Source organism: Frankia sp. AgB1.9 (assembly GCF_016786355.1).
GTDB lineage: Bacteria > Actinomycetota > Actinomycetes > Frankiales > Frankiaceae > Pseudofrankia.
This window is the reverse complement of record NZ_JADWYX010000137.1, coordinates 1-13,040: the sequence shown is the minus strand read 5'-3', so window position 1 is coordinate 13,040 and position 13,040 is coordinate 1. Positions and strand designations below refer to the sequence as shown.

At 73.7% G+C, this 13,040-nt stretch carries 12 protein-coding genes; 2 read left to right on the top strand and 10 right to left on the bottom strand.

Annotated features, from left to right (window positions below):
* Positions 1–75 precede the first annotated feature (75 nt).
* The 5 genes from I6A60_RS35330 to I6A60_RS35310 form a co-directional block, all read right to left on the bottom strand.
* Positions 76–438 (bottom strand): VOC family protein, encoded by a 363-nt coding sequence (locus I6A60_RS35330; protein WP_203021829.1) that lies wholly within the window; start codon positions 436–438, stop codon positions 76–78.
* Between the two features lie 159 nt (positions 439–597).
* Entirely contained in the window at positions 598–1,329 is a 732-nt protein-coding gene (locus I6A60_RS35325) for an alpha/beta hydrolase (RefSeq protein WP_203021830.1), read from the bottom strand.
* A gap of 200 nt (positions 1,330–1,529) precedes the next feature.
* The gene (locus tag I6A60_RS35320) at positions 1,530–2,645 is read right to left on the bottom strand and encodes a peptidase (protein ID WP_203021831.1); all 1,116 of its coding nucleotides are present in this window, start codon (positions 2,643–2,645) and stop codon (positions 1,530–1,532) included.
* Positions 2,646–2,837: 192 nt separating this feature from the next.
* Entirely contained in the window at positions 2,838–3,404 is a 567-nt protein-coding gene (locus I6A60_RS35315; RefSeq protein WP_203021832.1) for a hypothetical protein, read from the bottom strand.
* Positions 3,405–4,098: 694 nt separating this feature from the next.
* Complete coding sequence (locus I6A60_RS35310; protein ID WP_203021839.1) at positions 4,099–4,686, bottom strand: GrpB family protein; 588 nt, start codon at positions 4,684–4,686, stop codon at positions 4,099–4,101.
* Positions 4,687–5,024: 338 nt separating this feature from the next.
* Between I6A60_RS35310 and I6A60_RS35305 the strand changes: the two genes are divergently transcribed.
* Positions 5,025–6,080, top strand: coding sequence for an ATP-binding cassette domain-containing protein (locus I6A60_RS35305; protein WP_203021833.1), 1,056 nt, complete (start codon positions 5,025–5,027; stop codon positions 6,078–6,080).
* Positions 6,077–6,889 carry an ABC transporter permease gene (locus tag I6A60_RS35300; protein WP_203021834.1) on the top strand — a complete coding sequence of 271 codons (813 nt, stop codon included), beginning with the start codon at positions 6,077–6,079 and terminating at the stop codon, positions 6,887–6,889. The genes I6A60_RS35305 and I6A60_RS35300 overlap by 4 nt, the downstream gene beginning before the upstream one ends.
* A 29-nt stretch (positions 6,890–6,918) precedes the next feature.
* Here the strand turns inward: I6A60_RS35300 and I6A60_RS35295 are convergent, their stop codons facing one another.
* The 5 genes from I6A60_RS35295 to I6A60_RS35275 form a co-directional block, all read right to left on the bottom strand.
* Positions 6,919–9,906 carry a DEAD/DEAH box helicase gene (locus I6A60_RS35295; RefSeq protein WP_374113464.1) on the bottom strand — a complete coding sequence of 996 codons (2,988 nt, stop codon included), beginning with the start codon at positions 9,904–9,906 and terminating at the stop codon, positions 6,919–6,921.
* Positions 9,907–10,194: 288 nt separating this feature from the next.
* Complete coding sequence (gene tatC, locus I6A60_RS35290) at positions 10,195–11,226, bottom strand: twin-arginine translocase subunit TatC (protein ID WP_203021836.1); 1,032 nt, start codon at positions 11,224–11,226, stop codon at positions 10,195–10,197.
* A 96-nt stretch (positions 11,227–11,322) separates the two neighbouring features.
* Complete coding sequence (gene tatA / locus I6A60_RS35285; RefSeq protein ID WP_203021837.1) at positions 11,323–11,574, bottom strand: Sec-independent protein translocase subunit TatA; 252 nt, start codon at positions 11,572–11,574, stop codon at positions 11,323–11,325.
* 180 nt (positions 11,575–11,754) lie between these two features.
* Positions 11,755–11,970: a hypothetical protein gene (locus I6A60_RS35280; RefSeq protein WP_203021838.1), complete on the bottom strand. Its 216-nt coding sequence runs from the start codon at positions 11,968–11,970 to the stop codon at positions 11,755–11,757.
* Between the two features lie 6 nt (positions 11,971–11,976).
* Positions 11,977–12,930 carry a YafY family protein gene (locus I6A60_RS35275; protein WP_203021840.1) on the bottom strand — a complete coding sequence of 318 codons (954 nt, stop codon included), beginning with the start codon at positions 12,928–12,930 and terminating at the stop codon, positions 11,977–11,979.
* Between the last annotated feature and the right edge of the window lie 110 nt (positions 12,931–13,040).

Here is a 13,040-nt window from a genome sequence, read left to right as displayed (position 1 = left end):
CGGCCCCGCCCCCCCCCCCCCCCCCCCCCCCCGCCCCCCCCCCCCCCCCCCCCCCCCCCCCCCCCCCCCCAACGGTCAGCCGGCGACCAGGCAGAACGGGTGACCGGCCGGATCCAGCAGCACCCGCCACCGGTCGCCGCCCGGCTGGTGGTCCGGCCTGACCGCGCCGAGCCCCAGCGCCGCCTTCTCCGCCGCGTCGAGGTCCTCGACCCTGAGATCCAGGTGGAACTGCTGCGGCACGTCCTGACCGGGCCACCGCGGGGCCCGGTATCCGTCGACCCGTTGGAAGCCTAGGTCGCAACCCGAACCATCGGTCAGGGCGACGAACCCGTCAGTGTCATAGCCGAGCTGCCTGCCTGTCAGCTCCTGGTAGAACCGGGCCAGAGCCCGGGGATCGGCGCAGTCCAGGGTCACGCCGCGCAGCGTGGCGATCGGCATCGTCCACTCCTTAGTCATCCATGTTCAGTCATCCGTTTCGCGGGCCGGGCCAAGCAGGAGCAGCCGCCGGGCGGTCACGCCCCGGAGTCCGCCGCGGTCGACATGGGGAGTCCAGACAGGCCGAGAGATCATGAAGCATGGACCAGATTCGGTCCGGCCTCACTTCAGGTGCCGGGCGAAGAACCGGGCCCCGTCCTCCCCCTCGAACCACGGGACACCGGTGTGCCCACCCAGATTGGCGTGCAGGGTCTTCTCCCGTGAGCCGAAGGCGTCGAACAGGTCCAGGGCCGCCTGCCGGTCGTTCCCCTCGTCGTCCCACTGCAGCAGGACCTGCAGCGGAATAGTGACCCGCCGGGCCTCCTCGAACGTGGCGCGAGGCACGAAACTGCCGGCGAACAACAGGGCGGCCGAGATCCGTGGCTCGACCACCGCCAGCCGGACGCCGACGGCGATCACCCCACCCGAGAACCCGACCGGGCCGCCGATCTCGGGCAGCGTAAGCAGCGCGTCCAGGGCGGCCTGCCATTCCGGGACCGCCCTTTCGACCAGCGGGAGGACAAGGCGGTCGACAATCTCGTCGCCAACCGTCTCGCCGGCCCGCAGCGCCCGGCGCAGGCCGGCCCGGGCCTCCTCCGCGGCGGCCGAACGGGGGCGGTCACCGCTTCCGGGGAGCTCGATGGTGGCCGCGGCGAAGCCCTCCGCCACGGAGTCCCGGGCCCGGGACACCAGCCGGGGGTACATCTTGCCCAGTCCGCCGGGGTGGCCGACCAGGACCAGCGGCACCGGCGCCGATACGGATGCCGGCGTCCACAGGATGCCGGGGATCTCATTGAGGGTGAAATCGCGTTCGAGGACGCCGTCGTCGAGGCGCTGTTCGGACGTGAATCGCATGGTCGTGCCTTTCGGGAGCGCTCCTGAACGGCGCTCCCGGACGACCTATCGCCCGACCGTGACCCCGGAGAGGAGCACCCATGTCGATACTGCGTTCACGGGTACCACCTCCTCGTCCTCTCGCACGGCCACTGGCAAGCTAGCAGCGGCCGCCGCGATCCACCAACAGGTTTTCGCCACGGCGGCGCACTCTCCCCCGGTCAGGCCCGGTGGGAGCCTCGACGGCGACGCCGCCGGCGCCCACGGCGGGCCACCAGGACGAACCCGGCGAGCACCACAACGGCCCCACCGCCCGCCGACACGACGACGAGCAGCACCGACGGGCCGAGGCGCAGCCCAGGGTGCTCACCAGGGCTCGCCGGGAACAGGAGCCTGACCGTCGCCGTGTGGTGGACCAGACCGCTGGAGAGCTCCAGGTGCGCGGTCCAGGGGCCGAGGGGCAGGCTCGCGGTCACCGGGATGACCAGCCGGGCCGACTCCCCCTTGCCGATGGTCCGACCGCTCGGAACGGCGACGACCGGGGTCGTGAGGCCGGCGGGACCGTTGACGAGGCGCAGACTGCCAAGCATGTCGAGGGCCCGCTCGGCGGTGTTGCGGACCGTCGCGGCGACGTACAGCCCGCCGTCCACCCCACGGCCGGCGGCGACATTCGAGATCGCGAAGTCGGTCGGCGGCTCGCCACCGGGGCCGATGTCCAGGTAGAGGCGCACCCCGACCCGGTTGACGACGGTCACCTGGCCGGGCAGCGCCGGCGGCACGGGCTCGGCCCACACCACGCCGAAACGCTCCCCAGCCGTGGCCCGCCTTGGCACCGCGACCGTGACCGTGACCGTCGCCGCGGTCCGCGCCGGCAGCTCGACGACGCCTGGCACGACCTGCACCCAGGACGTCAGCTCGTCGCCGGTCCGCCCGGCCTCGACGTCGAACCCGTCCTCGTCGACCCGCGCGCCCGCCGCGTACATCGACACCCGCTGCGGGGCGATCGTCGTGTTGGAGACCTCGACGTGCCGGACGATGGTCGCGCCCGGGGCGAGGTGGTCGACGATGTAGACGTGCGCCCGTGGGTCGTCGGCGCGGTCAGTGGGAGCGTCCAGCAGCCGGACCCCGACGCCGCCCGGTCCACGCCGCGGCGGCGCCACCGGCCGGATGGACACAGGGGTCGTGGCCGCCGGAGCCGGCGCGAGCGTGTCAACCGCCGTCGCGGTAGCGGCCGGTCGGCCGGCCGGGGGTACGGCCGGAGTGCCGGCCACCGGCCCGCCGCCAGGCCGAGTCGTGCCCGCGGCGGCAGCCGGGCTGGCGGCAAGAACGGCGGGCAACGCCAGAACGATCACGATGGCGCGACCGGGGTGACGCGGCCGGCCGGTGAGGCGCGCGGGAGGCCGGTCCGCCTCAGGCGGCCGCATCGCACGCGCGGCGCGACCGACTCCGGCCGCCACAGCCCTGACGCGATGGCCAGCGGCCTTCGACGGCCGAAGCACGGTGGTCATGGAAAGGTCGCCGCCTACCCGTCAGGCAACCGAGTGCGTGACGGTGCCCGTGTAGGTACCCGCGACGGCGGCCGCGGGGATGTTCACGACCAGCGTCGGGTTCCACGTCGCACTGTTGTTACCGACGATGGCCGTCGCCGAGAACGCCGTCAGGCCGGGCGCCGTGGTGCCCAGCGGGGCCGCGAGCCCCAGCGTCGCCTGCCCGGGGGTGAACACGGCGGTACCCGTCGTCGACGTCGCGGTCAGCGACGCGTAGTTCACCGCCGACGCGGCGATCGTCTCGTTGGCCGTCCCACCACCGGTGGTGAAGTTCGTCGAGAAGACCTTCGCCGTCCAGGTGCCGAGCAGCGCGCCGCGGGCGTCCGTCACCGTCACCGCGCCCAGCGAACCCGACAGCGTCGCCGTACCCACCGCCGCCGTACCCAGGTTCGCCGTCGCCGGCGCGGTGATCGTGAGCGCCCCACCGGTGAGGGTGAAGGTGACCGTCGTCGTCGCCGCGTCCGCGGGTACCGCGGTCAGCAACGCCAGCCCGGCCGCGGCCAACAACGCCAGGCCGGCCTTTGGATTTCGTACAGTCCGCACCCGCACCGTCGATTTCCTCTCAGTGTGCCGCGTCATTCGCCGTAGCCGTTGCACCGACCGGCATCCGTTTTTCCGGATGTGCGTCGGGCACCCCGTCCCGCCTCAGCAAAAATGCAGGGACTGGGGACGCCACGGCCTTTCGACGAGCACGCCGGGCGACGAACGCAACCTTAACCGCAGGTAGAGCCGCCACCGGCGCCGTGACACGCCGTAGGCCCCGGGCCACAGGTCCCACTGGTCACGAGCGGCAGTTTGCGCCGGAATTTGCGACATCGCGGCGGAGACGGCGCCACCGGCGATGAATCCGGACGGCACGGACAAGCGCGAAAGCGCCGGAGAGCCGTCCGCGCGGACGGCAGTTCCTGAGTATCGAGCGCAACCAGACCATTCTCTGGAAATGAGTGCCGCATCCCCCGAGGTAGGCCTCGCCCCTCGTCCCGCGACAAAGCAAGATCGCCGCTTCCGCCCTCGCTTGGCTGTAACCACGACGGTTTCGCGACCACCTGAGGGCCGAAACCGCGATCAAGCCGGGGGGCCGACCTCGCCAGGCCCCGGCATTGGCCGGCCCCCTCGCCGGCGGGACGCCGTGCGCGTCGGCACTCGCGGGTTCCCGCGACCGACAGGACTCAAGATCCTTAGCGACGTCGAGGGGCCGTCAACAGCGTGGACAACGGCGTGAGCCCGAGAGTAGGTGGACCGGTCAGGCCCGCGGCGGCGGGACCGTCCAGCCGGTACCTGCCGCCCACGGCCGGGCCCGGGCGGTGATCTCCGCGATGATGGTCGTCTTGGCCGCGGAGTAGTGCTGGGTGCTGGGCCAGTCGACGACCGCCAGGGCGCGCTTGGCCGCCTCGTAGGCGGCCCGGTCGGCCGGATCGTGGCGCAGCCAGTCACGGAACAGCAGGTGGCGGTGCTCCCAGTCGCCGCCGGCGCCGCAAAGGTGGACGTGCACGTCCTTCTCCGGCGTGCGGAACATCCAGTGCTCACCGCGCTCGCGCACCCGGACGACATAACCGGCGGCGACCAGCCGCGGCACGAATCCCTCGTCGTCCGCGACGTCGGGGACGGCAACCAGAATGTCCACGATCGGCTTCGCCCCGAGACCCGGCACCGACGTCGACCCGACGTGTTCGACCCGCACCGCCGTGGAACCGAGGGCCGCGACGATCCGGTCACGTTCGAACGCGAACCGCGCCACCCACTCGGGCCGGTACGCGGCGATCACGATCCGCCGTTTCTCCGGCCCGCCGATGAACACTTCCTCCTCGGTCAGAACCTCGCCGCCAGCCATCGGCCTCGTCTCCGCCACAGCTCCGGCCACCATAGGCCGGCGCGAACCCGTTGACCCCGGAGCATTCCGGGCCATCTCCCCCGTCACCTGCCCATTCTGCGCCGTGAGAAGACCACGGGCTGTCGCGAACATGCCTTTCCCGGTGCGCGACGACGACCAGTCCGGGCCCGCCGGACCGGCCCCGACCGGCGATTCCCCACGTCCGTCGGTAAATCCCGCCGGCGGAAGGGGGTGTAGCCCCACCCCCGGTTCGGGGCCCAGCGCCCGTGTCCAGCTGACGACAGGCCGCGACGATCGATCCCGACGCCAGTGCGACGCGACCCCGGGAGGTCCCCGTCATGCCCACCACCACCGCCGCTCACCCGGCACCCAGCCGGCCGCCGGCACGGTCCCCCGCCGCGTTCGGCGACGCCGCGATCCGGGCGCGCGGCCTGCGCAAGGCGTTCGGGGACGTCACCGTGCTCGACGGGGTCGACCTCGACATCGCCGCCGGCAGCGTGCACGCGCTGCTCGGTGCCAACGGCGCCGGCAAGACGACGCTCGTACGGATCCTCGCCACGCTGCTGCCCGCCGACGCCGGCACGGTGACCGTCGCCGGCCGGGACGTGCGCCGCGAGCCCCGCCGGGTCCGGGAGGTCATCTCGCTGACCGGCCAACATGCCGCCGTCGACGAGCTGCTCACCGGGGTGGAGAACCTGCGGCTGGCCGCGCGGCTGTTCCGCCTGCCCCGCGCCGACGCCCGCCGCCGGGTCGACGCGCTGATCGAGGCGTTCGACCTGGCCGGCTTCGGCGGCCGGCTGGTGCGAACCTACTCCGGCGGCCAGCGCCGCCGCCTCGACCTCGCCGTGGGCCTGGTCGCCGACCCCGCGGTCATCTTCCTCGACGAGCCGACGACCGGGCTGGACCCGCGCAGCCGCCAGGGCGTCTGGGACGTCGTCGCCCGGCTCGCCGACAGCGGGGCGACGGTCCTGCTGACCACCCAGTACCTCCAGGAGGCCGACGAGCTCGCGGACAGGATCTCGGTGCTGCACGGCGGCCAGATCGTCGCCGAGGGCAGCGCCGCCGACCTGAAGGCCAGCCTCGGCACCGAACGCGCCGAGCTGACCTTCCCCGACGACGACGCCTACACCCGCGCCCTCGCCCACCTGCGCGGCCCACTGCCCGCGCAGCGCCCGGCCGCCCCGGCACCTTCTGACGCGACGGCGCCCGCCGGGCTCGACGTGGACCGGGCCGCCCGCCGGGTCGGCGTCCCGACCGACGGCAGCGCGGGCGCGCTGCGCCGGCTGCTCATCGACCTGGCCGACGCCGGCATCGAGGTCACCCGCGTCGAGCTGCGCAACCCGACCCTCGACGACGTCTTCCTCACCCTCACCAGCGGAAAGGACCTGGCATGACGACCGCCGCCCCCTCCCTGCCCCACCCGCGGCCCGTCGCCCGCGGCCGCTTCGCCGCGGACTCGCGGGCGCTGATCGGGCGCAGCCTGCGCCGGCTGCCCCGCCAGCCCGACACCCTGATCATCTCGGTCGCGCTCCCGGTGATGCTGCTGCTGCTGTTCGTCTACGTGTTCGGTGGCGCCCTCAACACCGGCGGACGCCACGCCTACCTGACCTACGTGGTCCCCGGGATCGTCGTGCTGGCCTCCGGCTGGGGCGCCGCGTCGACCGCTGTCGCCGTGGCGAGCGACCTGACGACCGGCATCGTCGACCGTTTCCGATCGATGCCGGTCCGCGGCCCGGCGGTGCTCACCGGCCACGTCGTCGCGAGCCTGGCCGCGAACGCCGTCGCGACCACCCTGGTCATCGGGATCGGGATCGCACTCGGGTTCCGCCCGCACGCCGGGGTCGCGGGCTGGCTCGGCGCCGTCGGCGTCCTCGCGTTCTACGTGCTGGCGATCACCTGGCTGTCGGTCACCCTCGGCCTGCTCGCCGGCGGGCCCGAGGCCGCGAACGGCATGACGTTCTTCATCCTGTTCCTGCCGTACGTGAGCAGCGGGTTCGTCCCGACGAGCACGATGCCCGGCGCGCTGCGGGCGTTCGCCAACCACCAGCCGCTGACCCCGGTGATCGACACCGTCCGTGGGCTGCTCGTGCACGGCAGCGCGTCCCGTGGCACGGCGGCGGTCGCGCTCATCTGGTGCGCCGGCATCCTCGTGGTCAGCTACGTCGCCGCGGCGGCGCTGTTCCGCCGCCACGCGAGCCGCTAGGGCGCCACGGAGGTCCCGACGGGCCCGGCTCAGTCCATCGAGTAGGCGACGACGCCGCGGCGGACCGCGTCCATCGCCTCGCGGGCGGTGGCGCGCAGCCGCGAGCCGGCGGCGGCGACCTGGGCGAGCTGGTCGAGCAGGTCGAGCAGCTGGCGCATCCAGCGGACGAAGTCACCGGCGGTCAGCTCGGTCGCGTCCTCCCCGAGGATGCGTTCGAGCGACCGGCCGTTGGCCCACCCGAACGCCGCGGTGACGAACCCCAGCTCCGGTGGCCGGACGAACCCGAGCCCGTGACGCTCCTCGAGCGCGGACAGCGTCAGGTAGGCCTGCTGGGTGGCGGTCAGCGCCGTGCGCAGCGCCTCGTCGCCGGGCAGCGACGGCAGCGCCGAGTCGTCCCCGCGCGGCTCGAACACCAGAGCGGACACGGCGGCGGCCAGCGCCGGCGCGCTCAGCGGCTCCCAGACCTCCTCGTCGACGCACACCGCGACGAGGAGGTCCTGCTCGGTGTAGATCCGGGCCAGCCGGCGGCCCTTCGCGGTGACCTCGTCGCCGTCGAGATAGTCGAGCTCGGCGAGGACCCCGCGGACCCGGTCGAACGTGCGTGCGACGGTGTTCGTCCGGCTCTCGACCTTGCGGGTGAGCTGCTCGGTCTCCCGGCCGAGCCGGGCGGCCCGCTCGGCCTTGCGCAGGTGCTCCTCGCGGCGGGGGCAGTCGTGCACCGGGTGGGCGCGCAGGGCGCGGCGCAGCCGGGCGAGCTCCACGTCGTCGGCCGCGGCCGAGCGGGCCCTGTCCCGGCGGCCGGGCTCGGCGCGCAGCTCGGCCGCGTGCAGGGACGACGCCAGCTCCCGGCGGGACCGGGCGTCACGCGGGTTGAACGTCCGGGGCACGCGCACCCGCCCGAGCGGCTCGACCGCGACCGGAAAGTCGATCATCGACAGGCGCTTGACCTGATGGTCCGCGGTCAGCACCACCGGGCGCGGCTCGTCGCGGGCCTGCGGGTCGAGGTCCACGTTGAGCACCACCGCGAGGCCCATCCGCCGGCCGGCCGGAACCCGGACCACGTCCCCGGTGCGCAGCCGGGCCAGCGCCGCGGCCGCGTCGGCGCGGGTCTGGGCCGCGCCCTCCCGGGACAGCCGCTTCTCCCGGTCCCGGATCTCGCGGCGCAGCTGGTCGTACTCGAGCGCCGAGCCGCGGTCGCACTCGACCTCGGCCGTCAGCCCGTCGAGCGCCGCCTGGTTGCGCCGCACCTGCCGGGCCAGCCCGACGACGTTGCGGTCGGCCTGGAACTGCGCGAACGACGACTCCAGGACCGTGCGGGCCCGCTCGCCACCGAGCCGGCCGACGAGGTTGACGGCCATGTTGTAGGACGGCCGGAACGACGACTTCAGCGGGTAGGTCCGCGCCGACGCCAGGCCGGCGACGGCCAGCGGGTCCAGGCCCGGCTGCCAGATCACCACCGCGTGGCCCTCGATGTCGATGCCACGGCGCCCCGCCCGGCCGGTCAGCTGGGTGTACTCCCCCGGCGTGATCTCGGCCCGCTCGACCCCGTTGAACTTCGAGAGCCGTTCCAGGACGACGGTCCGCGCCGGCATGTTGATCCCGAGCGCCAGCGTCTCGGTCGCGAACACGGCCCGAACCAGGCCGCGGACGAACAGCTCCTCGACGACCTCCTTGAACGCGGGCAGCATCCCGGCGTGGTGCGCGGCGATGCCCCGCTCCAGCCCGTCGAGCCACTCCCAGTAGCCCAGCACCCGCAGGTCGGCGTCGGGCAGCTCGGCGGTCCGGGCCCGCACGTGCGCGCGGATCTCCAGGGCCTGCTCCGACGTCGTCAGCCGCAGGCCGGCCGCGACACAGGCCGCGACCGCCGAGTCACACCCGGCCCGGCTGAACACGAACGTGATCGCGGGCAGCAGGCCCTCACGGTCGAGGCGCTCGATGACCTGCGGCCGGCTCGGCACCCACATCCGCCGCGGCCGGCCACCGGGGCGCCCGCCCGGCCTGCGCGGGCCCGACCAGTCACCGCCGGAGCTCTCCAGCCGCGCGAGGCGCACCAGCTCCGGGTTGACCGGACGGCCGTTGGCGGAGGCCGGGGCAGCTGCGGCCTCGCCACCGCCGTCCCTCCTGCCGTTCCTCCCGCCGTCCTTCTCGGCGAACCGGTTGTCTCGCCCCGGCCGGCCGGACGCCGGCCCGCGTCCCGGCCGGGCGGGCCGGTCGGCGCCCCAGCCGGGCGGGGTGTACCGCCCGCCGCCCGTGCCCCGCTCGTCGGCGGGCTCCAGCGCCCGCCCGACGCCCAGCGGGCCGCCGGGCAGCGCCGCGGCGTCCTCGACGAACAGGTCGTAGAGCGTCCGGTCGGCCAGGACGTGCTGCCACAGCGGGACCGGCCGGTCCTCCGAGACGATGACCCTGGTGTGGCCGCGGACGGTGACCAGCCACTGGGCGAACTCCTCGGCGTTGCTCACCGTCGCCGACAGCGACACCACCTGCACGTGCGCCGGCAGGTGGATGATCACCTCTTCCCAGACGGCGCCGCGCTGCCGGTCGGCGAGGTAGTGCACCTCGTCCATCACGACGTAGGCGAGGTCGTCGAGACGACGGCTGTGCTCCGGGGTCGCGTAGAGCATGTTGCGCAGCACCTCGGTGGTCATCACGACCACCGGGGCGTCGCCGTTGCGCGACGTGTCGCCGGTCAGCAGGCCGACGTTCGCCGCGCCGTGGGCGGCGGCCAGGTCCGCGTACTTCTGGTTCGACAGCGCCTTGATCGGCGTGGTGTAGAAGCAGCGGCGCCCGGCGCGCAGCGCGAGGAACGCGGCGAACTCCCCGACGATCGTCTTGCCGGCCCCCGTCGGCGCCGCCACCAGCACACTGGCGCCGCCGGCGAGCGCCTCGCACGCCCCGACCTGGAACGGGTCCATCCCGAAGCCGTACCGGGCCGAGAACGCGGTGAGCGCCTCGTCCGGGTCCGGGACAACCAGCCCTGGCGGCCCCTCGTCGTCGTCGGGCTCCAGGACCTCCGCCAGGTCGTCCGCGGCGGCATCGGCCGGCCCGGCCGCGCCGACGTCGGCCAGCTCGCCGGAGAAGGCGAACTCGTCGGGATCGCTCAGCTCGTCCGCGGCCGGGTCACGGTCGGGCGCCGTCATCTGTCAACCTCGTTCGTAGGCCGCGTTCGAAGGCCGTGGTCGTAGGCCAGGGGGACGGTTGGGCCGGCCCGGACTGTCACGCGTTCAGGTTACGGCGCCGGTCCGACAGGCCGCCGAGCTCACGGGGGGCCGCCGCACCCGGCCCGGGTTCGCGGTGACCCGCGACGCTCAGGTGATGTCCGCCGACGAGCCGCCGGCGCCGCCCGCGTCGTCGCCGGACTGGGCCTGGGCCATCGCGGCGAGCTGGGCACGAGCCTTCCGGCCGGCCCGGTCGTCCTGCTCGGCGCGGGCCGCCAGCGCGGCGCGGCGCGCCGTCTCACCGGAGTCGTCGAAGTCCAGCGGCGAGGCCTCGTCGTCGGCCAGGTCGCCGTAGGCGGACCCGTCACCGCGGTTCTTCTTGCGCCGGTCGTTCAGCCAGCCGACGAACAGCGCCACCTCGTACAGGACGATCATCGGCAGGCCGAGGGCGAGCATCGTGAACGGGTCCTGGCTGGGCGTAACGATCGCGGCGAACAGGAACGTCAGGAAGATCTCCGAACGCCGCCAGGCCCGCAGCTTCGCCGTCGGAACGACGCCGGCGAGGTTGAGCAGACAGACCAGCAGCGGTATCTCGAACGACGCCCCGAAGATCAACACCATCGCGATGACGTAGCTGAGGTACTTGTTCGCGTCGAGGACGGAGACGATCCCGTCGCCGCTGAAACCGAGCAGCAGGTTCAGCCCGGTCCGCAGCGTGATGTAGGCGAAGCAGGCGCCGACCGCGAACAGCCCCAGCGAAAGCGCCACGAACGTCAGCGACCAGCGCCGCTCGTGCCGGTGCAGGCCCGGGGTGATGAACGACCACAGCTGGTAGAGCCACACCGGCGACGAGGCGATCGCGCCGGCGATCGCCGAGATCTTCAGCCGGATCATGAACGGGTCCAGAATGCCGAACACGTACAGCTGGCAGGTCTGGCCCTGGAAGCTGGCCCGTTTGTGCGCCGGCAGCGAGCAGTACGGGTGCATCAGGAAGTTCAGGATGTGCTGCTCGAAGAAGAAGCACACGATCGTCGCGAGGACGAACGCGATGAGCGCTTTCGCGACCCGGTTACGCAGCTCCCGCAGATGCTCGGTGAGCGGCATCCTGCTGTCTTCCACCGTGCGGGTGCGCCGTTGGTTGACATTGTCGGCGACCCGCCGCGGCGAGGGAATGCGTGGCACGGGGCTACGGCTCCTGGTCAAGGTCGAACGATCTCCCGGCGGACGCCGCAGGGGGCCGCCGGAGGACCGTGGGAGGCCCGGTTGCGCGCGTTAGGGCTAGAGGGTCTTCTCGGCGTTGACGGGGGCGACGCCGTTCGAGGTCTGGGCCGGGGGCGCGGGAGCGATCGCCGGGGGCGCGACAGCGGGGGCCGGGGTGGCCTCGTCGTCGCGCAGACCCTTGGTCTCCGACTTGAGGATCCGCAGCGACCGGCCAACGGAACGCGCCGCCTCGGGCAGCTTCTTCGACCCGAACAGCACCAGCACGACGACCGCGATGATGATCAGCTCTGGCGTACCCAGGTTCGGCATGGCAGACGTCCTCCGGTGGTCGATGACCGGTACCACGACCGGTGCGAGCCTGATGCTACGTCGCGAGCATAGGTCGGAACAGACGTCGGTCATGTATCGCGCAGATGACGTCATCGCGCGTCATCGGATTCCACCAGGCGAATTGTCGGACGAGGACCGGCCCGGACCTGGATGAACGGCTCAGTTCGCGCGGTCCGAGACCCGGGCCATGACCTCCGCGGAGTCGAGGCGAGCCGACAGCGCGGCCGTCTCGGCGGACAGGCCGGAGACCCGCGCGGACAGCTCCTTGGCGGTGGCCCGCACCGTCTTGACCTTCCGCCACAGCCCGACGGCCAGCGCCGCGAACACCAGCAGCGCCACGACGATCACGGCGGTGTCGACCAGTCCCCAGTGCATGACCACTCAGCCTACCGGCGGGGGCGCGGCGTCGTAGCCGGCCAGCGCCTTGCCCGCCGCCGCGTGGATCTCGGTCACCAGCGCCGGCGGGCCGACGACCCGGGCGTCGCCGCCGAGGCCCAGCAGCAGCCGGCGCAGCCACGCCGTCCCCGTCGCGTACAGCGTCACCCGCAGCCCGCCGCCGGGCAGCTCCTCGGCGGTCTCCACCGGGTAGTGGTCGGCGGCCCAACGGGCGGGGGCGGCCAGGTCGACGATGGCGAGCAGGTCACCGGGACCAGGAGTGAACACCCCGGAGCTGAGGTCGCGGACGGCCGCGGACGGCGGCGGGGACGCCGCGGCGGCGAGCACCGTGACGCCCACGGCGCCCCCGACGATCGAGTCGAGCCGGAACATCCTGGTCGCCTCGGCCCGGTGGCACCAGCCCTCCAGGTACCAGTGCCCGTCCAGCGACAGCAGCCGCATCGGGTCGACGTCGCGCTCGGTGAGCTCGTCACGCGACCAGACCAGGTACCGCAGATGCACCCGCCGCCCGTCGCGCAGGGCCCGCTGCAGCAGGGTCAGCACCTCGTTTGGCGGGTCCAGCTGCACGCCGACCTGGTCCGCGGGGCGGCTGCCGATCGCCCGCTCGATCCGGGTCACCGCCCGCTCCAGCGCCTCCCGGCCGGCGAGGCCCGGCAGGTCGGCGAGCGCACGGGCCGCGACGACCAGCGCGGTCGCCTCGTCGACGGTCAGCCGCAGCGGCCGGTCGAGGGTCTGCGGGTCGACGACGGTGATCTGCCCGCCCTCGTAGCTGATGTCGATCAGGTCGCCGGGCGCGCCACCGGGCAGGCCGCACAGGAACAGCAGCTCCAGGTCGTCGCGCAGCTGCCGGGCGGTGATCCCGAATGCGGCGGCCGCCGCGTCGACGGACACACCCGGCCGGGCCCGCAGCCACGGGACCAGCGCCAGCAGCCGGGACAGCCGGTCATCCGACGGCGCGTCCTGGCGTACCCGGCCGACCGCGGACCGGTCCGGCCCGGTCCCGTCGGGGCGGCGGCGACCGGCCGCGTCGCGCCCGGTCGCGTCACCAG